We start from the raw sequence: 20,705 nt of genomic DNA on the forward strand, positions 1-20,705 counted from the left end.
AAGTTAAGGAGTAAGTACCGTGGATCGAATGCTCTATACCGCCATGAGTGGTGCTAAGCACACCATGGATCAGCAGTCGGTGGTGAGTAACAACCTGTCGAATGTGAGCACCACCGGTTTTCGTGGGCAGTTACAGGCTGCCCGAGCGGTGCCCGTTCAGGGCGAAGCGTTACTGGCAACGCGTACCTCTGCGGTGACCACCACGCCTGGTAGTGATTTTTCCCAGGGCCCGGTCGAGTATACCGGGCGCACGCTTGATGTCGCTATGCAGGACGACGCATGGATGGCAGTGCAAGCGAATGACGGTACTGAAACCTATACACGGCGTGGCGACCTGCAGATAGACAGTGACGGGGTGTTGCTCAGCGTTGGGCGACCGGTAATGGGCGAAGGTGGCCCCATTGCCATCCCGCAAGGGGCGCAAGTATCGGTTGGTGCCGACGGGACGATTAGCGCCATTCCCGAAGGTGTAGGGCCGGAAGCGTTGGTCGAGGTAGGCCGAATTAAGCTGGTGACGCCTGAAGAGGGAGCGTTAACGCGTGGTGAGGACGGGTTCTTCCGTGCGCCTCCTAATGAAGAAGGTGAGCCAGGGGCCTTGCCTGCCGACGAAAATGCCAAGTTGGTGAGTGGTGCACTGGAAGGCAGTAATGTCAGCGCTGTCGATGCTATGGTCTCAATGATCGATGTGGCACGCCGCTATGATATGCAGATGAAAGTGCTGAGCACCGCTGACGAAAACGCTCAGCGCGCCAACGGGATTCTATCCATTCAAGGTTGATGTTGGCCACTCAGTGCTGATGTGAGTCAGTCGGTCAAGGGAGCATAATTATGATTAAGTCCTTATGGACAGCTAAAACGGGTTTGGAGTCTCAGCAAACCAAGTTAGACGTGATTTCGAACAACCTAGCTAACGTAAGCACCAATGGTTTCAAACGCTCACGTCCGGTGTTTGAAGATCTGCTATACCAAAATATGCGTCAACCCGGCGCTCAAAATAATATCCAGGATCGGCTGCCGTCCGGTATGCAGGTGGGTACCGGCGTACGTGCCGTGGCCACTGAGCGTTTGCATACCCAAGGTGGGCTAGAGCAGACTGAAAACTCGCGCGACCTCGCGATCAATGGCGAAGGTTTCTTTCAGGTGTTGATGCCAGATGGAACGACTGCCTATACACGCGACGGCAGCTTTCAACTGAACGAGAATGGCCAAATGGTCACTGCCAATGGCTACCCTGTTGAGCCTGCCATTTTCTTACCGGCCAATGCGTTGTCGGTAAATGTTGGTGAAGATGGCACGGTGAGCGTACGCCAGCCAGGCGTTACAGTTGATAATGAGGTGGGGCAAATCAGCGTCAGTACCTTTATTAATCCAGCCGGTCTACAAAGTATTGGTGGCAACCTCTATCTAGAGACGGGAGCCTCAGGCGCACCCAATGAGAATATACCGGGTATGAATGGTGCGGGGCGGCTGTTCCAAGGCTATGTGGAAACGTCTAACGTCAATGTCGTTGAAGAGATGGTCAATATGATTCAGACCCAGCGAGCCTATGAAATTAATAGCAAAGCGGTGTCCACTAGCGATGAAATGTTGGCACGCTTAAGCCAGTTATAACGGTTGTTACTCACTGGGCTTACTTATAGGTTGCGTTATGCTGGAGTTGCACCACATGTCACGTCGTATTGCGCTAGCAGGACTGGTGCTTTTTTTATTGGTTGTAGCCGGCTGCGCTCAAGTTCCAAGAGCTTCCGTGGTGGGTGAGCAAGAGCAGATCAGCATTGTTGATCGCCCGCCACCCATCCCCAATGGCTCTATTTACCAGGCTAGGCAAGGTTATCAGCCACTTTTTGAAGATCGTCGGCCGCGCGCCATGGGCGACATCTTGACCATTGTGTTGGATGAGGAGGTCAGTGCGAGCAAAAATTCGCAATCCAATGCAGGGCGTAGCGGTAGCGCTAGCCTGGAGTTAACACAGTTGCCTGATGTCCTTGATACGCTTGCAGAATATGGCTTTGATATTTCAGGTGAAAACGACTTTACCGGTAGTGGTGGGTCGCAGGCCAATAACTCCTTTACCGGTACTATCACGGTTTCGGTGTTAGAAGTAATGAATAACGGCAATTTACGTGTGCGTGGCGAGAAGCAAATTGCCATTAATCAGGGAACTGAGTTTATTCGTTTTTCCGGCGTGGTTAACCCACGTACGATTACCGCTCAAAATACCGTTCCTTCCACTCAAGTAGCGGATGCGCGAATTGAGTATGTCGGTGACGGCTATATTAATGAAGCGCAGCACATGGGTTGGCTACAACGTTTCTTCTTGAACGTCTCGCCGTTCTAGCTCTATGGGGAGCCATCAATGACAGAGCTACGCCAGGCAGGCCCTTCAATGGCAGGTCAACCAATGAACGCGGGACAGCGGGTTATCGTGATGCGGTTAAGAAATGTGTGGATTAATTGTCGGCAAGCCATCAACGCTTGGCTTATTCAACTGACCACCTTAGTGCTAATGTGCGCGCTAGCTTTGCCTGCTCAGGCAGAAAGCGTTCGGGAACTGGCGAGCTTTGCCGGCGTTCGAGATAACCAATTGGTAGGCTACGGCTTGGTCGTCGGCCTTGACAGTACCGGCGACCAAACGACCCAGGCGCCCTTTACCAGCCAAAGCCTGACCAACATGTTGTCCCAGCTTGGGGTGACCGTGCCTGCAGGCACGAACTTGCAACTGCGCAACGTAGCTGCGGTGATGGTGACCGCTGATCTCCCGCCGTTCTCAAGGCCGGGCCAGCGTCTAGATATAGTTGTTTCGTCGATAGCCAACGCACGCAGCTTGCGCGGCGGCACGCTGTTGATGACACCTTTAAAGGGGGCCGATGGTGATACCTATGCCATTGCCCAGGGCAACATGCTCGTGGGCGGCGCTGGCGCCCAAGCGGGTGGCAGTAGTGTGCAAATCAATCAGCAGGCATCGGGGCGTATTCCCAATGGCGCACTGGTTGAGAAGGAAGTGCCGCTTAACCTAGGTGGCAATGGTGGCATGCTTGAATTACAGCTTAACGACTCTGATTTTGGCACCGTTCAGCGCATGGTAACGGCGATCAATAACGAGTTTGGCCAGTCGGTGGCATATGCACGTAATGGCCGAGTAATCGCCCTGGACGGTCCTACTGATGATAATGCGCGGGTCAACTTTATGGCGCGCATTGAAAACGTTCAGGTCACACCAACGGAGGCTCCGGCACGCGTTGTGCTGAACTCACGTACCGGTTCGGTAGTGATGAACAGTGCCGTCACTCTGCAGGAAGCAGCCGTAGCTCACGGCAGTCTGTCGATCATGATTGATACTCAGTTTGGCGTTAGCCAGCCGAATCCGTTTGGCGAGGGCGAGACAGTTGTGGTGCCCGACGCAGATATTGATATTGAGCAGCAAGAGGCTTATCTGCAAATCGTAGAGGGTGCCCAGCTCAACGAAGTGGTCAATGCATTGAATGCGTTAGGCGCTACCCCTCAAGACTTGATGTCGATTCTGGAGGCGTTAAAAGCATCGGGATCGCTACGTGCAGAACTGGAGGTCATTTAATGAGCGCGAGTGATATGACCAGCCAGTTTGCCCTGGACATGAACGGTTTTCAGCGGCTCCAACACACTGCACGCGTCGACCCTGAGGCTGGCGTGGGTGGCGCAGCCCAGCAGTTTGAAGCGCTATTTATTCAGATGATGATGAAGAGTATGCGCGACGCGACACCCAGTTCAGGACTAATGAACAGTAGTGCGACGGATACCTATCAATCAATGCTGGATCAACAGTGGTCACAGGTGATGGCTTCGCGTGGAATGGGCCTTGCGGATGTGCTTGTTGAGCAACTGGAGCGCCAAGGAGCCATCTCTAAGGCGCGGCCAGATGCGGATCAAGAGTTACAAGCACTGATAGCAGGCATCCCTCGTGGCACCCCGCGTGTGCTTGACGGTTCATTCGCGGCTAATCCTGACACGATTGAAACCCAGCGTGAGCAGGGCAGCGGTCGATTCTTAGCCGAGCTAGAGGCCATTCGCCAAGGCGTCGAGAAGGGGAATGCGGTAGATGAGTCTGCGTTAAACCCGCGAGCGCAAACGACGGCTTCTGCTCACGTAGATCAATTTATTCAAACGTTAGCGGCACCCGCCCAAGCGGCCAGTGAGTCCACCGGCGTTCCTGCTGAACTCATTTTAGCCCAGGCGGCGCTAGAAACAGGCTGGGGACGGCACGAAATCGCGACTCGCAATGGCAACAATAGTCATAACCTGTTTGGTATCAAAGCCGGTAGTCATTGGCAGGGTGAAACCACCGATATTGTGACTCATGAATATATTAATGGGCGGCGAACGCAGGTGGTTGACACCTTCCGTGTTTATGACTCGTTTGAACACGCTTTTACTGATTATGCCAGCCTAATCGGCAATAACCCTCGCTATGCTGGGGTTGTTCAAGCACCCTCCGCTGAGCAGGCCGCGCGTGAGTTGCAGGCAGGTGGGTATGCGACTGATCCGCTCTACGCTGAAAAGTTAGTCGCAGTGATGAATACCATGGGGCCGCTTAACGCTGAGGGAAATTTCCTGGCTGACGCTCGCTAGCCCTTTCCTCAAGTTTTTCTGTGCAGCGCCGATAATTGAATTAGTGATAGGTATCGGCCTAAGGAATTGAACCATGAGCATGTTTTCGATCGGCTTAAGCGGCCTCAATGCCGCGCAGAATGCCCTGAATACAAGCAGTAATAATATTAGTAATGTCTATACGCCTGGCTATAACCGAGAGTTGGCCCAGTTGGGTGAGGGGCGTGTAGGTGGCGGGGTTCGTGTCAATGATATCGAGCGCCAGTTCAATACGTACGTAGCTGATCAGTTAAATAGTGCAAAAACTCAGTCAAGTGCCTTAAACACTTACTATAGTCAGGTAACGCAAATCGATAACCTGCTGGCTGATCGCGCGGCAGGCTTAGCCCCTCTGATGCAGAATTTTTTCTCATCGCTAGAAGACCTGGCGGCCTCACCCTCTGACCCAGCGGCTCGCCAGGGCGTGCTTGGCCAAGCTAATACGCTGAGTTCACAGTTCCGCTCCTTTGATGGCTACCTGCAAGATATGCAGGGTAATATTAATGGCCAGATCAAAGATGAAATTACCCAGATTAATAACACCACCGAGCAGATCGCTGGTTTAAATAAAGAGATTGCTTTGGCTCGCGCTCGGAGTGGGGAGGCACCCAATAGCCTGCTCAACCAGCGCGATCAATTGGTATCAGAGCTTAATGAGCGTATGGATTTGCGCCTTAATATTCAGGATGGCAAAACCTACAATATTAGCCTGCCCAATGGTCAGCCGCTGGTGACAGGAACCAATTCGTTCCAACTAGAAGCAGTTCAAGCGGATTATGACCCTCAGCGCACGGTGGTGGGGTATCGGGATGGTGGTGGTAACGTCGTTCAGTTAGATGAGTCGACGATAACAGGCGGGGCATTGGGGGGCTTGATGTCCTTCCGTTCAGAAACCTTAGATAAGACGCAGAACCAAATTGGTCAACTGGCTGTGTCGTTGGCGACTGCTTTCAATGAACAGCATAAGCAAGGTGTAGATCTTAACGGTGACCAGGGCGAAGACTTCTTTGCAGTGCGCGCCCCGCAAACGTATGCCGATAAGAATAATAGCTTACCCGCCGTCAATATCACTAGCGCTGAATTTAACCCCGATCAAGTTGATGCCCTGAGGGCAACTGACTATACCGTCAGTTTTGAGGCTGGTGAGCCCGTGGTTACCCGTAAAGACAATGGGCAGGTTGTAGATTTTGATCAAGACGCCTGGGATGACGATGGCGAATTAAATTTTGGTGGTGTCAGCATTGAGTTCAGCGGTGTGCCGCAAGATGGTGATCGCTTTGAAATTCAGCCGGTACGGCGCGCCGCCAATGGTATGGATACTAATATCGCTGACGTAGACAAGATTGCTGCAGGTGACGCAGGTTTTATTAATGTAGGAAATAACACGGGTAACTCGTTTGAACGTGAGGGTGATTTAAACGTTAGCGATTTGGGTATATCTTCAGACGCTTTTGCGGATAACAGAAAATATCAATTTGAGGTAGATTCGGACGGTAGCCTGACGCTGACTCCGGCAGTGAATATAATGGTTAACGGTACCAATGTTGATGCATCAGACTTATCTGACGTTGAGTTGGAAGCGGGCGATGAGATTGAAGTTGATGGTATCAGCTTTACGGTTGACGCCCTTCCTGATGCAGGTGAAACATCATCATTAACCGTTAGCCAGACTATTTTTGCCAGTGGCGATAACCGTAATGCTTTAGCGCTGCAAGACCTGCAGTCCCAATCTATTGTCGGTGCTAGCGCAACGGTCACCGGTGCATATGCATCCATAGTCAGCGATGTTGGTAACCGAACCAACATTACAGAAGTTAATTTGGATGCTCGTCAAGGCCTTACCGATCAATTGCGTGCCGTACAGCAATCAGAGTCTGGAGTTAATCTAGACGAAGAAGCTGCTAATTTGATCCGTTACCAACAGTACTATCAGGCCAATGCGCGTGTGATTGACACCGCAGGTACGCTGATGGACACCATCTTGAACCTGCGCGGTTAATTCGGGAGCTTAAGTGATGCGTATTAGTACCGTTACCATGTTTGAGCAAAGCACGGCGTCCATGAACCGCCAACAAAGTGACCTGATGAGGGTCAGTCAGCAGATTGCCAGCGGCCGACGTGTGGTTAACCCGTCCGACGACCCACAGGCCGCCTCGCGGGCGATTGGCGTTGATCAGGCAAAGGCGGTTACTGAACAATTTTCAGATTCTCGCGTATCCGCCCGTAATTCGCTGTCGCAGACTGAAAATATTATCAATAGCGTTAGTGATGCAATAACAAGTGCCAAAGGATTGTTGATTCAGGCGTCTAGCGACACGCTAACTAGCGAAAACCGCGAGTCCATCGCCAGCGAGCTTAAAGGCGTTTATGAGACACTGATAGGCCAAGCGAATTCTACCGATGGTAACGGTCGTTATTTGTTTGGTGGTTATAAAGATAATACTCCACCCTTTGTGAAGTCTGCTGACGGTAGTGTGGAATATAGAGGCGATACGAATACACGCGAACAGCGTGTAGATTCTACGCGCTTGATACCGGTAGCTGATAATGGCGTGACTATCTTCCAAAGTGTACCCAGCGGTGCTGGATATGTAGCAGAAGCAAAGAAAGAAGATGGCACTCTGAATCAAGGTAATGTGACATTTCGCGGGCCCCAAACTCTTGACGTCAATGACGCTGATTACGGTAGTGATTACCGTGTCAGTTTTGATGGAACTGCTGCTGATCCAACATATCAGGTTCAACGATTTGATAATGAAACGGATACTTGGGTGGACAACGACACGGATGGGGCAGCATTAAGCTCTGGCAACTGGACAGATGATATTAGCGAAGAGGGTTCTCTCTCATTAGAGTTCGGTGGCTTATCGATTAGCCTTGAAGGTACACCTGCGCCGGATGATGAAATACTGGTTGCTAAATCAGGGGGTGATGTTCGTGGTGCCGACCTGTTTCGCACTATGGAAGAAGCCATTCGCGTATTAGAAAACCCTGCTGATAATGCCACCAAAAAAGCCGATCAGCGTAATACTTTGAATACTGCTATGCGCGATCTGGACAATAGTTTGGATAATGTTCTAACCGTGCGCGCTTCCGCTGGGGCGCGTTTGAATGAGCTTGATGTTATCGATTCGGTAAGCAGTAATCGAATGCTGAACTACGATCAAACGCTATCGGATTTAGTCGATCTGGATTACACTGAGGCAATATCTGAGTATAGTTTGCGACAAGTTGGTATGCAGGCAGCACAAAAAGCGTTTGTAGATATTAAAGGCTTATCGTTGTTTAACTATATGTAGTGTAGCTCAATTATTACGGCACCTTATCGCTTGCGTGTCGCGGAGTTCTGCTTATTCCCTTGTTTTTATGGCTAAAACGTCATGAAAACAGGGGAATTTTAGTTTAAGGGCGCCATCGTTTCGATTAACGTCTGCATAAACCCTAGGCCTTGCGTAAACAACCGCTGTAGAAAGCGGTTAATGTCGGTCATGAGCACCATCATTAATATTAGCCCCACGATAAGAGAGGTAGGAAAGCCGATATTGAAGACGGTGAGCTGGGGGGCAGAACGGTTCAGTATGCCCAGTGCCAGGTTGATGGTCAGCAGGGAGCCCACCAGCGGTAGCGCCAATAACATTCCCGACGCAAAAATCGTGCCCGCATAACGAGATAACAAAATAAACGCATCTGGGTTGAATGTCCCAATGCCAATGGGCAACGTTTGGAAGCTCATAATCAAGGTTTCAAGCACCATTAGATGACCATTCATGGCCAAAAACATGAGCAGAGTGATCATGTAGAGAATGCGCGAGAGCACCATAATATTGGTACCACTCGATGCATCAAAAAAGCTCGCAAACGCTAGGCCCATCTGCAGACCGATAAAATCCCCTGCGGCTTGAACGACAGCGAACATGATATGCATGACGAGGCCCATCGCTAAGCCAATTAGGATCTGTTCGATCATGACCCCGATCCCCGCCCATGACATGATGGCAATATCTGGCATGGCCGGTAAAATCGGCGCAATAACAATGGCAATTAGGGCGGCCAGGCCCACTTTGGCTTGGTTGGGAACGCTGGAGTGTCCCCATAGAGGCGACGCTGCCATGAAAGCAGTAATGCGCGCAAACGGCCATAAAAAAGCCACTAACCACCCTTGCAGCTGTGCGAAAGTGACTTCCACCATAGCGCTACATCACCATGCTGGGGATATTAGTAAATAGGCGGTGAGTAAAATCGGTAATTAAGCCAATCAGCCATGGGCCTGCTAATACCAGCACCGCGAACACAGCCAGAATTTTAGGAATAAAGGTTAGTGTCATTTCATTTATCTGAGTCGCGGCTTGGAACAAGCTGATGATAAGGCCGGTGAATAGCGCCGCCAAAAGCATGGGGCCAGCAAGCAGAAGCGTTACTCGCATTCCTTGATAAGCAATGCTCATCACCATCTCGGGTGTCATAGCTGGGTTCCTGTGGGCTGTATAAACAATGTGCGGTATAAAGCGTTATATCATGTAAAAGCTTTCTGCCATTGAGCCAATAATAAGCTGCCAACCATCCACTAAAATGAACAGCATCAGTTTAAAAGGTAATGAGATAGTGATGGGCGGAACCATCATCATCCCCAATGCCATCAATGTGCTGGCCACCACGAGGTCAATGATCAAAAACGGAATGAAAATGGTAAAGCCGATTTGAAAGGCCGTTTTTAGTTCACTGGTGACAAAGGCGGGCAGCAAGACACGCATTGGCAGTTCTTCCGGGCCTTGCATGGGGCCCACATCGGCTAGGCGAACAAACAGTGCCAGATCCGGCTCTCGGGTTTGAGCGAGCATAAATTCCCGAAATGGATCCTGAGCCAGCAGTAAAAACTCTTCAAAATTTATCGTCTCATTAGTCAGCGGCACCCAGGCGTTGTCATATACCTGGGCCAATACGGGTGACATGATAAAAAAAGTTAAAAACAGCGCTATCCCTAACAGCACTTGGTTGGGCGGCGTTGCCTGGGTGCCCATCGCTGTCCGCAACAGGCTAAGCACAATGATGATACGAGTGAAGCTCGTCATCATCAGCAGCATGGAGGGCAAAAACGCTAGAGAACTTAGGAAAAGCAGGGTTTGCAGCGACAATGACCACTGCTGGCCCCCGTCATCAAGCGGCTGAGAAATAATGCCGGGAATCTGTTGTGCATGCACAGGGCTGGCTATAAAACACGCGACAGCAAACACAAGCCACATCATGAACGGTTTAGCCGTTTTGCTATTCAAAACATGGCTCTTCAAAAAAAGGTTCTTCAAAACACAGGGCCAAAAAAGGTGCATCCGGTACCTCATGGCGTCTGATGTGGATCGGTGGGCGCAGACGAGTCGCGACGGCCTGCGGCTAGCGCTTTGGATAAACGACGCGCAAAGCGTGAGGAAGGCGGAGCTGATGCGGTTGGCGGGCGCTCTTCAGGGGCCGGGCGCTCGTGGAGTTTAGTAATTCGGCCACCTCCCACTCCAACAACCAACCAGGTATCTTCTACTTCAACAATCACGATACGCTCACGATTTCCCACAGCCGTACTGCCCACAATGCGCAGGTGGGCGCCATGGCGAGTGGTATGGTTGCTCCAGCGCTTTAAAAGCGCTGTACAGATTAAAATGATCGCAATAACGAGAGCTAAAGCCGCGGCAGTCTTGCCCAAAACGGCCATCCCTACCAATGCCTCGCCACCGTTACCTAGTGCATCGAGCGAACCATTCTGCGCCGAAGAGGTTGCAACGCTCATCGGTTCAATTTATGAATACGTTCAGAAGGCGTGATGATTTCAGTAATCCGAATGCCGTACTTATCTTCGATCACAACAACTTCGCCTTGAGCAATCAAGTAGCCGTTAATCAAGATATCCATCGGCTCTCCGGCGAGTCCTTCAAGCTCAATAACAGACCCTTGTGCCAACTCCAGTAACTGCTTAATAGTTAGCTTTGTACGGCCGAGTTCCACGGTGAGCTTCACCGGGATATCCATGATCATCTCAAGCTCACGCGCCTGGGAAGAGCCGCTGTCTGGGCTCAACGGACGGAAGATATCCTCACTTGCCGCTTTCGCTGCAGGTGCTTTGGGCTCTTCTGGGGCAGCAGCTGTCTCTTCTTCGCTCTCTTCAGCAGCTTCTTGTTCCGCCATTGCGGCTGCCCAAGGATCTTCCTCTTCGCTGGCAGCATCGGCGCTGGAGGTGGGTTCTTCTTGCTCGGACATGGCATCCGCCCAATCGTCGTCAGAGACGTTCTGATCAGGCTTATTGGGATCAGTCATGCTTTGGATTCCTTGGCTTTCTGTCGCGTAGACCCTTTAATGAAGTCCTTGGACGATGCATTATTCATAGCGGCATGGTCAATCATATGTAACACACGCAGTGCATGCTGTTGACGTTGACTTCCGTACTCGCACTCCATGACGGGCACCCCGTCAACGCTTGCGGTGATTGAACTTGGAATGTCTAACGGCAGCACGTCGCCTTTTTTCAATCCCATCACATGGGCGATACGGCTGGGTATCTGAGCAAATTCAGCGACTAGCTCCACTTCCGACTGACGCAGCTCACTTGCCATTCGGCGTGACCAACTGCCGTCTTGGTCGTGATTGCTGTCATTAATTGGGTTAGCTAGTAAGTCGCGTAGCGGCTCAATCATGGCGTACGGCATGCATATCTGAAAATTGCTAGATAGGTTGCCCACTTCAATGTTGAACTTGGTGTTCACCACAATTTCATTGGGTGAGTTGGTAATGTTGGCAAACTTTGATTGCACTTCTGAGCGTAAAAAACTGACATCCAGCGGATAAACGACTTTCCAGGCCTCTTGGTATGCCTCAATAGCGAGATTGAGCAGGCGCTGGATAATACGCTGTTCAGTATTAGTGAACTCCCGGCCGTCCGATTTAGTGACAAAACGACCGTCACCACCGAAAAGGTTATCCACCACCATAAAAACGAGATTGGGGGGGAATACGACGAGCGCTGAACCCCGCAGTGGCTTCATCGACACAATGTTCAGGTTGGTAGGCACGGGAACATTACGTGAGAACTCGCTAAAGCTTTGATAGCGAACTGACTCGACGGTAATGTCCGCGCTACGCCGCAGTAGGTTAAACAGGCCAGTACGAAAGTAGCGAGCAAAGCGCTCGTTGATAAAATCAAGCGCATGCAAACGCTCACGAATAACGCGATGCTGGGTCGACGGATCGTAAGGGCGAACCCGGGCTTCATCTGACGCATGGGAAGATGAAGCCGATGGCTCATCGTCTCCACTAACGCCCTTTAGCAGGGCATCTATTTCTTCCTGGGACAGTAGATCGTCCTGTGACATGAACGGCTCCAGTTCCCGAGGTTATTGCACAATAAATTCGGTGAATAAAACTTCACGCAAATCAAGTGGCGGCTGATTCTCCGTCAGCGGGACGTTGAGTCGATCAACAATCGCTTGTGCAAGCTGCTGCTTACCTTCCGAGGAAGTAAGTTCATCAGCCTGCTTGCCGGATAGCAGCATCAGCAAACGGCTGCGTACTTGAGGCATATGCTCTTCTAGAATGGTTTTACTCTCTTCATTACCCACACGAAGAGTCACGCCTGTATAGAGCAAGCGTGAACCATAACTGTCATCGGCAAGATTGACGGTAAAGGGTTCAATACGCATAAAAATAGGCGGCTCGCGCTCCATCGCTTGCTGCATCTCAGCGTCTTCTGAACCGTCATCACGCTGATCCATTACCATATAAATAGCTGCCGCTGCGCCTGCTGACGACAGCAAGACCAGGATGATCATTATCCAGAGCAGTTTTTTTGACCCGCCGCTTTTTTCTGCCATTTGCGATTCCTGTGAACTCCATGCGTATCACTAGCAATGTATTATGCCTAAAGCGCATGCTGGTGATGAAATGAACAGGCTTATTTGGCAAGCCTATCTTTTGGTTTAGCTATTTCACGTACGTATTTATGAGCGTATTAATCGACGTAGTTCTAGAATGGTCATGCACTCTGTCAATGCTTAGGCGTATAGATCGACCCGCCCATCCAGTCTTAGCGGGCTGCGCTCGGTGCTTTGGGTAAGTGATTCATCCAAGCCTATATCGCCGTTGCCGCTCCCAGCCTCGGCACCCTGTTTGCCGCCTGATTGAGCAAAAGCCTGCTCGTTGGGGTCACGCTGTTCGCCAACCGATGTCTCGCCTAGCGAAATGCCTTGCTCAGCCAGCGCTTCCCTCAGCTGGGGAATCGCTTGTTCGAGCACTTGGCGTACCTGGGCATGGGCGGACAAAAAGTGCGCTTGCGCCCCCTGTTCACCAAACTTCAGGGAGATAGACAGCGGCCCTAATTCTGCAGGGTTTAATTGCATCTGAACGTGCTGTTCGCCACCACGCTGTGAAATCTGTACTAACTGCTGGCTCAACTGTTGTGGCCAGGCGGGGCTGTTGACAGGTGTCGCTAAAGTGGCCGCTGTCGGTGTGACATTGGGCGAAAAGCCTTGGGTAGATTGCGATGTAGCTAACGGACTGCTGCCGGTATTTAACGATAATCCAGTAAGTAGGTGCTCACTGCTTGGGCTTGCTTTCGAAGCCCCGTCTCCTGTCAATAGAGCGGACATTAGGGCTTCGCTGCTGATCTGGGTGGCTGCAGTGGGGGAGTTACCTGTGTTCATTTGAGTAAAGAACGTATCAGACTGTGGCCTTAGGGCTGCCTGTAGCTCGGCGACAGGCGAGCGGGCATTGGTTAACTGAGCCGACTCTGCTGATTGGGGGGAGGCACTTTGTAGCTGACCAGCCAGCGCATTTAGCGCGGAGGCAAGCTGTGCTGCTTCCGTTTGACTAATATTTAACTGCTCAGCGACGACCTTCAGCTCTGCTGGGACGATAGGCTGTGCAGCATCCGTTTGATTAATATTTAACTGATCAGCAATGGCTTCCAGCGTGGCTGGGTCGATAGACTGCCCAGGCCCACTTTTATCCATACTTAGATACTGGGCAATTGTCTTGAGTCCCTTGGAATCGACCAGCTGTGCCGCTTCCGATTGACTAATATTTAACTGTTCAGCGATTGCTTCCAGCGTGGCTGGGGCAACGGGTGAAGCCAACTCAGGCCTGTTTTCCGTAAAAGATGCCATTAGCGCGAGACGGCCGGCAATTTCGTCAAGGGGAGTCGATGCTTCTCCAGCATCTAGACCTAGCGTTTCTAGGCTGACCTCTGAGCTTGGCTGTTGCAACTGGGCCAATAATTCAGACAAATCGCGCTCACTGACATCCAGACCCAGGGTTTGCAGGGCTTCACTCAAATTTTCTACATCGTCAGCTGATGCATCCGACAAAAGAGAGCTGAGTTCATTTAACTGAGCTTGCGATCGCGGCGTATGAGAAGCAGCAGCTTCACTGAAAGCAGACGCTGATAATCGCTGAGCGCCAGACGCTTGCAACAGCGTTTGATGAAATACGCCCTTAGCTGTGTCTTGTTGGCCGAAAGTGCCTTGAGACTGCGTCTGAGGCGAATTTTGGCTGACCGAAAGCAACTGGTGAATGTTCATGTTCAGTTCCCTGGCCCCGCTAATGCGGAGTGTCGTTATGCTGACGAGCCGCGCGGCTTGTCACCAAGTCATCGTTAGTTTTTTGTTCATGACGTTCACTGCGGCGGTGCTCTTCAAGTAGTCGACGCGACGCCAGTGTATCGTAGGAAGAGAGCTTTCGCTGCTCTTGTTGCCAGTTCTTTTTACTCTGTTCAACGCTTGCCTGTTGAGACGCTAACGCTTGTCGAGCGCGGCTTAGGGCCGCGTCCAAAGAGGCTAAGAACTGCTGATAGTTGTACATAGTGGCAGGGTCAATGCCGTCACGCATCGCTTTCTGCAAGCGCTCAGCGTACTCCGCCCGATAGCTCAGTAGCGACTGTAACTGAGCGGTCGTTTGTTGCTCCGTTTGTCGCTCTTGTGCCAGTACTTTACCCGCTTGGTCGCGGGCACCTCTGGCTAAGTCGGTTAACATTTCGAGCTGGGAAGTGCTCATGTGCGTCCTCCTGCCAGTGCGTGCAGCGCTTGGCGAGCATCGGCAAGCGTTGCACACTCATCAATATTCTGTTGAAGGAAGTTTTCCAACGATGGAAAGCGTTTCACTGCTTCGTCGAGCTGGGGATCATGGCCAGGGCTGTAGGCCCCTACGCTGATAAGATCCCGGTTACGCTGGTAGCGCGAGAAGAGCTGTTTGAACACTCGTGCTTCCTGAAGCTGATCGGCTGAGGCGATGGAGGTCATTGCGCGGCTAATTGAAGCTTCAATATCGATGGCCGGATAATGACCTGCTTCCGCTAGCGTTCTCGACAGCACGATATGCCCGTCTAGAATGGCGCGAGCAGAATCGGCAATAGGATCTTGTTGATCATCGCCCTCGGTTAGCACGGTATAAAACGCCGTAATGGAACCACCACCACGCTCAGCATTACCTGCGCGCTCCACTAAGCCGGGCAGCTTTGCAAAAACCGACGGCGGATAACCTTTAGTAGCGGGTGGCTCGCCAATGGCCAGGGCAATTTCCCGCTGTGCCATGGCGTACCGGGTTAACGAATCCATGATCAGCAGGACATCGCGACCTTCGTCACGAAAACCTTCTGCCAGGCGAGTCGCATACGCGGCACCCTGTAAGCGCTGTAGCGGTGAGGTATCAGCGGGGGCGGCGACGACAACAGCACGCCGTCGACCCTCAGGGCCCAAAATGTTATCGATAAAGTCTTGTACTTCACGGCCCCGCTCACCAATCAAGCCCACCACAATGACATCGGCCTTGGTATAGCGTGCCATCATGCCTAGCAAGACTGACTTGCCCACACCGGAGCCTGCAAATAGCCCCATACGCTGACCGCGACCTACGCAAAGCAGCGCATTAATAGCGCGAATGCCTACGTCAATTTGCGCATCAATTGGCGCGCGAGAAAGCGGATTAAGCGGCGGCGAGCTGAGTGTTGCTCGAGGTATCTCATCGATGCCCTCCCGATCATCAAGCGGATTGCCATTGCCATCCAGTACCCGGCCCAGCAGACTATCGCCCATAGGGAAGCGGCGGGCACTGTTGTTGCCGCTTTCATCAAGAGGCGCGACGCGAGCGCCAGGCATTAGCCCTATGACCTCTTCCAAGGGCATCAGGAATAGCTTATCACCAGAAAAGCCGACGACTTCCGCTTCGGCATGCCTATCGCTGTCGGACAAGCGACCGTCGCTGCCCGGCAATTCAATCCGACAGGCGCTACCTACGGCGACACGTAGCCCAACCACTTCAATCACCATTCCCGTCGCACGAATGACGCGGCCGTTATTGCGGTAGCGAGGCAGATGGCTAACACGCTGCTGCGTGCGTCGCAATGCCTTATTCCAGCGATGTTGATGGGGACAGGTGGTATCTGCCATAGCGTATCCGCCTAGGATGAAGGGACGTTAGAGGAGGGTGGAGAATTGAGACCGCGTTTGCGCGATTGGGCTTGAATAGCGTGCCAACGGCTTTCAAAGGTTGCGTCAATTTCACCCTGAGCACTGGTTACCCGACACCCACCACGGGCCAGTTGGTCATCAGGCTGGAGCTTCCAATTGGCGGCCCTGAGCTCATTACCCAAGTGCTCCTCTACTAAAGCGTGATCATCGGGGTTAAGCCAAAGACGTTGCTGGCCTACCAAGGGAGGCTCGGTGTGCAGAAGCTCGCGGACAATGGCCAAAACTTGTTCAGGTGTGTCCTGTAGGGCATCGCTAGCAAGTTGTTTGCCGGTGGCCAGTGCTAACTCAACCAGGTCGTAGGCGATGGTGTCATCAAGGCGTTCAAGCGCATTTGAAAACTGTTTGCCCAGTGTTTCCAGCGGCGCAACGGTCTTGTGGATTTGTGCTTCTAGCTCTTTTTTGGCCTGTTCGGCAGCGTCTGCTAACCCCTTTTCCAACCCCTCTTTGCGACCCTGCTCAAAGCCTGCGTCATAGCCCTCTTTTTCGGCTTGCTGACGAATACGCTCGTGCAGTGCCTGGCGCTCATCCTCTTCACGTTGGCGTGCCAGTTCAGCCGCTTTTTGTGCCGCCTGTACTTTGCGTTGATGGGCCGTGGGTACCTCGCCCTCTGAGGCATGGCTACTCTTCGTGGACGCCAGTTCTTCCATTTGCCAGCGGCGCCAATCGCCATGGCGATCAAATTTCGGCGAGTGAGTATTAGACATACTCGTCGTCTCCACCTGCCAAGACGATTTCACCAGAATCAGCTAAGCGCCTAACGACCTGCAATATAGCCTTCTGCTCGGTTTCCACCTGAGAGACGCGGATCGGGCCGCGGGCTTCCATATCTTCACGAACTAAATCGGCAGCGCGCTGTGACATATTACGCAGGAATTTGTCCACCAAGGCGTCCTGAGCCCCTTTAAGGGCCACCACCAGCGAGTTGGTATCGACTTCTTGGAGCACCATTTGAATAGCGCGGTTGTCGAGGTCGAGCAGATTCTCGAACAAGAACATTTCGTCGATAATTTTCTGAGCCAAATCCTCACTGTGCGCACGCACGGTCTCGATGGCGGTCTCTTCTTGGGAGGAGTTCATCAAGTTGAGGATCTCGGCCGCGGTTCTTACGCCGCCCATTTTGCTGCGCTTGAGGTTCTGACCGTCCAGCATGCTAGTGAGTACTTCGGTCAGCTCTTGCAGTGCGGCGGGCTGAACGCCGCTGAAAGTAGCGATACGAAGAACCACGTCATTGCGCAGTTTTTCCTCGAATAGCTCAAGGATGTCGGAGGCTTGATGACGATCCAGGTGAACTAGAATGGTTGCGATAATTTGCGGGTGCTCGTCGCGAATGAGTTCGGCCACCATGGAGGCTTCCATGAGGTTAAGCGCGTCAATGCCCGAATTATTGCCAGTGGTCTCTAGAATATCTTCAATCAGACTCGTCGCGCGTTCGCTGCCCAGTGCTTTGGTCAGCACTGAGCGAATGTGATCGCTGGAGTTAAGATTAAGCGCTACAAACTCTTCGGTCTCTTTATGGAATGCTTCGAGCACCGCCTTCATGTCGTCATGGGAGACCTGGTTCAGCCGGGCCATCTCCATACTGATTTCTTGCACTTCCGCAGCGCCGAGGTATTTAAAGACCTCAGCGGCACTGTCTTCATCGAGTGCAAGCAATAAGATGGCGCTCTTGCGAGCCCCGTTCATTTCAGCAATTGAACTACTCATTGGCATTCATCCAGCTACGAATGATCATCGCGACCATGCGGGGGTCTTCTTGAGCCATTTCACGCAGGTCATTGAGGTTATGCTCATAGAGTGAGGTTTTACGCCGACGCTTCGGCTTGGCGTAGGTCTCATCGCTCTCGCCTGATGGCTCTTCGCCTTCTTCGTCATCATCTTCACCGCCTACGCTGGCGGCCAGCGTGCCGCCGGGCGTTGCTGCCGCCATAACCGGTGTTTGGGTATAGCGTTTAATTAAGGGGCGCAAAATCAGCAGGTAGAGCAATAGAATCGCCAGGGCAACCAATAGGTAGCGACCTACCTTGCCAGCCAGTGACAGAACGCTGGGATCTTTCCACCATTCGACCTCCGCGGTTTCCTCGACACTGCGCGCGAAGGGAGAGTTGACGACCTCCACTTCATCGCCTCGCAGTTGCGAGAAGCCCATTGCTTGACGAACTAGACGCTCAATCTGGGCAATTTCTTCATCGGTTAGCGCAACGTCGACCCACTCGCCTTCATCGTTCATTTCCGAACGGTAGTTTACGACCACCGCGGCGGATAGCCGCTCTATCTGACCAAGGCGATGCTGGACATGCTCAATGCTGCGATCAACTTCGTAGTTGATGACGTCATCCTGACGCAAGTTGCGCAACGCTTCGGGGGGCACATCCTCTTGCTGATTAGCATCCTCTTCCTCGCCCTCCGGCTGGTTGATGGGGGAGGGCAGTGTGCCTGGCGGCGTGTTGCTCAGCGCGCCTGGAATGCCGGTGGCCAATGGGTCTTCACCGTCAAATGTAAGGCTTAGCTGGCGGCTACGTACGGCTGCTTCGTTGGGGGGTTGATTGGGCCCGTAGCGTTCAGAGGTCTGCTCGCGTCGAGAGAAGTCGATTTGCGCTGCAACCTGGGCGCGCACATTATCACGACCCAAGATGGGCGTTAGAATATGCTCAATACGCTGCTGGTAAGAGCGCTCAACCTCGACAATATATTCAAGCTGTGAACCATCCAGGTCATTACCGTTGCTTGTCTCGGCAGACAGCAGTCGGCCATCCTGATTAACCACCGTGACATCTTCAGCGGCTAGGTCAGGCACGCTGCCCGAAACCATATGAACGATCGCGCTGACCTGACCTTCACCTAAAACCCGGCCTGGTAGAAGAGTCATCACAACGGATGCTTTAGCTGGCTCACGGTCGCGAATAAAGACTGATGGCTTGGCCATGGAGAGGTGCACTCTCACGCTTTCCACCGGCCCCAGCGATTCGATTGAGCGCGCAAGCTCACCTTCAAGACCTCGCTGGTAGTTAATTTGCTCGGCAAACTGGCTAATCCCAAATGCCTGGCTGTCCATTAGTTCAAGGCCAAGGTTGCCCCCGCGGGGTAACCCCTGCTCAGCAAGCTGCAGGCGCAGTGTGTGGACTTGATCACTAGGCACCATTAATGCCTGGCCACCTTCGCTGAACTGGTAAGGAATGCCGCGGGTATCGAGCTCATTGATGATGCTGCCACCATCAGCTTCGCTTAGGTTGCTATACAGCACGCGGTACTCAGGGCTACTGGCCCACATAAATAGAGCCGCCACAATAGCAATTGAGGCGGCGCCTGCGATAAGCAGTGCGACTAGCGGATTGCCACGCAGCTGTTTCAGCGTACGCTCAAAAGCTGAGCCGCTGGTGTCGCGTTCGGTATTTCCACTACCGGTGCTTCCACTATTGATATTTCCACTGCGGGGAGCGGCTTGATTCGTACTGTTTTGACGGCCTGCCGTTGCACCGGTTTCGCTCATGCGACCCTCCAGAGGGGCAGGCAAAACTGGTGTCGGCCCAGGCGCATCACCAAAGAAGGCATAGGCTATATCCGTCGATCGCGGTTATCCGCCAAAAAGATGAGGCGGAATTGTGATGACAGTCATTATCCGGTGACTAGTCGAGCATAAAGGAACGATAAGCTTCGCTTTTTATGCGCATTTGTCCGTATGAGGCGGGGCGCTTTGGTGTTAGGCTTTTTGCATTAGATATTTTTTGCGAATTGAGGTGAGCGTATGAGTACTCCCGCAATACAGGCTGCGCTACAGCAGATGCAAGGCATGGCGACTCAAGCGGCATCCACGCAGCCCCTTAGTGGTGCGCAGGCGTCAGCGGCTGTCGGGCAGGGCGGTTTTGGTGGTGAGCTGCAGGCCTCGATTCAGCGCATTAACCGACTTCAGCAGACGGCTAACAGTCAGGCGATGGCTTTTCAGGCGGGTGATCCTGATTTGCAGCTCAATGACGTGATGGTTGACATGCAGAAGGCCAGCGTTGCGTTTCAAATGGGGCTTCAGGTTCGCAATCGTTTGGTATCTGCATATCGTGATGTTATGAACATGCAAGTGTAGGGTTGTCTACGTCACGCATTAGGCTTCAATTGAGATTATTCGTCCCTGCATTTCTTCAAGTCGCTCGGCAATCTTGAGTACTTCTTCTGCTGGGATCTGGCGTATGACGTCGCCAGACTCCCTGTCTACGACTCGCGTGATCACGCGTGATGTTTCTTCGCTTAATTCGAATTCTAAGCCATGTGGGCGCATTATCTCGTTGATGCGTTGAATGGGTGCGACGAGTTCGTTGGCAGAAGTTTTCTGTTTGACAGAAGTTTCCTGTTCGGTGGTATCTGCGCTTATAAGCTGAGTGTTGGTTGTCGCTAGCTGAGCCAGTGTGTTTTCTAGCCGCTGGCGGGGATTTAAGTGAGTTAGGGGCGATGACAGTGGTGTTATTACTTCGGTGGGTAGTGAGCTCATGGGGCACGTTCCTTTTTAATGTCAGCTTTGGCAGCCAGTTAGTGGTGCGATAGCGTGAAACGGCAGCCATAGCTCGGTTTTTTGCTAGTTAGTAAGCGTTTCTACATTGG

General features: G+C 52.3%; 22 protein-coding genes. 8 read left to right on the forward strand and 14 right to left on the reverse strand.

The window, feature by feature from the left end; genetic code table 11:
• Positions 1–19 precede the first annotated feature (19 nt).
• The 7 genes from flgF (at position 20) to flgL (ending at position 7,922) form a co-directional block, all read left to right on the forward strand.
• Positions 20–778 (forward strand): flagellar basal-body rod protein FlgF, encoded by a 759-nt coding sequence (gene flgF, locus LMS44_RS00435; protein ID WP_141440182.1) that lies wholly within the window; start codon positions 20–22, stop codon positions 776–778.
• A 50-nt stretch (positions 779–828) separates the two neighbouring features.
• Positions 829–1,611, forward strand: coding sequence for a flagellar basal-body rod protein FlgG (gene flgG, locus LMS44_RS00440; protein ID WP_141440181.1), 783 nt, complete (start codon positions 829–831; stop codon positions 1,609–1,611).
• Positions 1,612–1,648: 37 nt separating this feature from the next.
• Positions 1,649–2,338: a flagellar basal body L-ring protein FlgH gene (locus tag LMS44_RS00445; RefSeq protein ID WP_159175889.1), complete on the forward strand. Its 690-nt coding sequence runs from the start codon at positions 1,649–1,651 to the stop codon at positions 2,336–2,338.
• Positions 2,339–2,506: 168 nt separating this feature from the next.
• Complete coding sequence (locus LMS44_RS00450) at positions 2,507–3,574, forward strand: flagellar basal body P-ring protein FlgI (protein ID WP_236557420.1); 1,068 nt, start codon at positions 2,507–2,509, stop codon at positions 3,572–3,574.
• A complete protein-coding gene (gene flgJ, locus LMS44_RS00455; protein ID WP_159175890.1) occupies positions 3,574–4,605 on the forward strand; it encodes a flagellar assembly peptidoglycan hydrolase FlgJ in 1,032 nt (343 codons plus the stop codon). The genes LMS44_RS00450 and flgJ overlap by 1 nt, the downstream gene beginning before the upstream one ends.
• Before the next feature lie 73 nt (positions 4,606–4,678).
• Complete coding sequence (gene flgK, locus LMS44_RS00460) at positions 4,679–6,622, forward strand: flagellar hook-associated protein FlgK (RefSeq protein WP_476488831.1); 1,944 nt, start codon at positions 4,679–4,681, stop codon at positions 6,620–6,622.
• 16 nt (positions 6,623–6,638) lie between these two features.
• Positions 6,639–7,922 (forward strand): flagellar hook-associated protein FlgL, encoded by a 1,284-nt coding sequence (gene flgL / locus LMS44_RS00465; RefSeq protein ID WP_159175892.1) that lies wholly within the window; start codon positions 6,639–6,641, stop codon positions 7,920–7,922.
• 98 nt (positions 7,923–8,020) lie between these two features.
• Here the strand turns inward: flgL and fliR are convergent, their stop codons facing one another.
• The 13 genes from fliR to fliF all read right to left on the reverse strand — a co-directional run bounded on the left by fliR (position 8,021) and on the right by fliF (position 19,605).
• Positions 8,021–8,812 (reverse strand): flagellar biosynthetic protein FliR, encoded by a 792-nt coding sequence (fliR, locus tag LMS44_RS00470; RefSeq protein ID WP_159175893.1) that lies wholly within the window; start codon positions 8,810–8,812, stop codon positions 8,021–8,023.
• Between the two features lie 4 nt (positions 8,813–8,816).
• Positions 8,817–9,086, reverse strand: coding sequence for a flagellar biosynthesis protein FliQ (gene fliQ / locus LMS44_RS00475; RefSeq protein WP_027958744.1), 270 nt, complete (start codon positions 9,084–9,086; stop codon positions 8,817–8,819).
• A gap of 45 nt (positions 9,087–9,131) precedes the next feature.
• The gene (fliP, locus tag LMS44_RS00480; protein ID WP_051052194.1) at positions 9,132–9,866 is read right to left on the reverse strand and encodes a flagellar type III secretion system pore protein FliP; all 735 of its coding nucleotides are present in this window, start codon (positions 9,864–9,866) and stop codon (positions 9,132–9,134) included.
• An 89-nt stretch (positions 9,867–9,955) separates the two neighbouring features.
• Positions 9,956–10,396 carry a flagellar biosynthetic protein FliO gene (gene fliO, locus LMS44_RS00485; RefSeq protein WP_027958746.1) on the reverse strand — a complete coding sequence of 147 codons (441 nt, stop codon included), beginning with the start codon at positions 10,394–10,396 and terminating at the stop codon, positions 9,956–9,958.
• Positions 10,393–10,920: a flagellar motor switch protein FliN gene (gene fliN, locus LMS44_RS00490; RefSeq protein WP_027958747.1), complete on the reverse strand. Its 528-nt coding sequence runs from the start codon at positions 10,918–10,920 to the stop codon at positions 10,393–10,395. Before fliN ends, fliO begins: the two co-directional genes overlap by 4 nt.
• Entirely contained in the window at positions 10,917–11,972 is a 1,056-nt protein-coding gene (gene fliM, locus LMS44_RS00495) for a flagellar motor switch protein FliM (protein ID WP_009288427.1), read from the reverse strand. The genes fliN and fliM overlap by 4 nt, the downstream gene beginning before the upstream one ends.
• A 21-nt stretch (positions 11,973–11,993) precedes the next feature.
• Complete coding sequence (gene fliL / locus LMS44_RS00500; protein ID WP_138801290.1) at positions 11,994–12,470, reverse strand: flagellar basal body-associated protein FliL; 477 nt, start codon at positions 12,468–12,470, stop codon at positions 11,994–11,996.
• A gap of 180 nt (positions 12,471–12,650) precedes the next feature.
• On the reverse strand, positions 12,651–14,174 hold the full coding sequence (locus LMS44_RS00505; RefSeq protein ID WP_476488832.1) for a flagellar hook-length control protein FliK: 1,524 nt from the start codon (positions 14,172–14,174) through the stop codon (positions 12,651–12,653).
• A gap of 19 nt (positions 14,175–14,193) precedes the next feature.
• Positions 14,194–14,646 (reverse strand): flagellar export protein FliJ, encoded by a 453-nt coding sequence (gene fliJ / locus LMS44_RS00510; protein WP_027958749.1) that lies wholly within the window; start codon positions 14,644–14,646, stop codon positions 14,194–14,196.
• Positions 14,643–16,037 carry a flagellar protein export ATPase FliI gene (gene fliI, locus LMS44_RS00515; RefSeq protein ID WP_476488833.1) on the reverse strand — a complete coding sequence of 465 codons (1,395 nt, stop codon included), beginning with the start codon at positions 16,035–16,037 and terminating at the stop codon, positions 14,643–14,645. Before fliI ends, fliJ begins: the two co-directional genes overlap by 4 nt.
• An 11-nt stretch (positions 16,038–16,048) precedes the next feature.
• Positions 16,049–16,822: a flagellar assembly protein FliH gene (locus LMS44_RS00520; protein ID WP_027958751.1), complete on the reverse strand. Its 774-nt coding sequence runs from the start codon at positions 16,820–16,822 to the stop codon at positions 16,049–16,051.
• Positions 16,815–17,822, reverse strand: a complete 1,008-nt coding sequence (fliG, locus tag LMS44_RS00525) for a flagellar motor switch protein FliG (protein WP_027958752.1) — start codon at positions 17,820–17,822, stop codon at positions 16,815–16,817. Before fliG ends, LMS44_RS00520 begins: the two co-directional genes overlap by 8 nt.
• Positions 17,815–19,605 carry a flagellar basal-body MS-ring/collar protein FliF gene (gene fliF, locus LMS44_RS00530; RefSeq protein WP_027958753.1) on the reverse strand — a complete coding sequence of 597 codons (1,791 nt, stop codon included), beginning with the start codon at positions 19,603–19,605 and terminating at the stop codon, positions 17,815–17,817. The genes fliG and fliF overlap by 8 nt, the downstream gene beginning before the upstream one ends.
• 255 nt (positions 19,606–19,860) lie before the next feature.
• Between fliF and fliE the strand changes: the two genes are divergently transcribed.
• On the forward strand, positions 19,861–20,193 hold the full coding sequence (fliE, locus tag LMS44_RS00535) for a flagellar hook-basal body complex protein FliE (RefSeq protein ID WP_039860567.1): 333 nt from the start codon (positions 19,861–19,863) through the stop codon (positions 20,191–20,193).
• Positions 20,194–20,211: 18 nt separating this feature from the next.
• On the opposite strand, the gene LMS44_RS00540 is transcribed toward fliE, so the two are convergent.
• Positions 20,212–20,595 (reverse strand): flagellar protein FlaG, encoded by a 384-nt coding sequence (locus LMS44_RS00540; protein WP_022520938.1) that lies wholly within the window; start codon positions 20,593–20,595, stop codon positions 20,212–20,214.
• Positions 20,596–20,705: the final 110 nt, after the last annotated feature.

This window comes from Halomonas profundus, from assembly GCF_020865425.1.
In the GTDB taxonomy this organism is placed as follows: Bacteria; Pseudomonadota; Gammaproteobacteria; order Pseudomonadales; family Halomonadaceae; genus Vreelandella; species Vreelandella titanicae.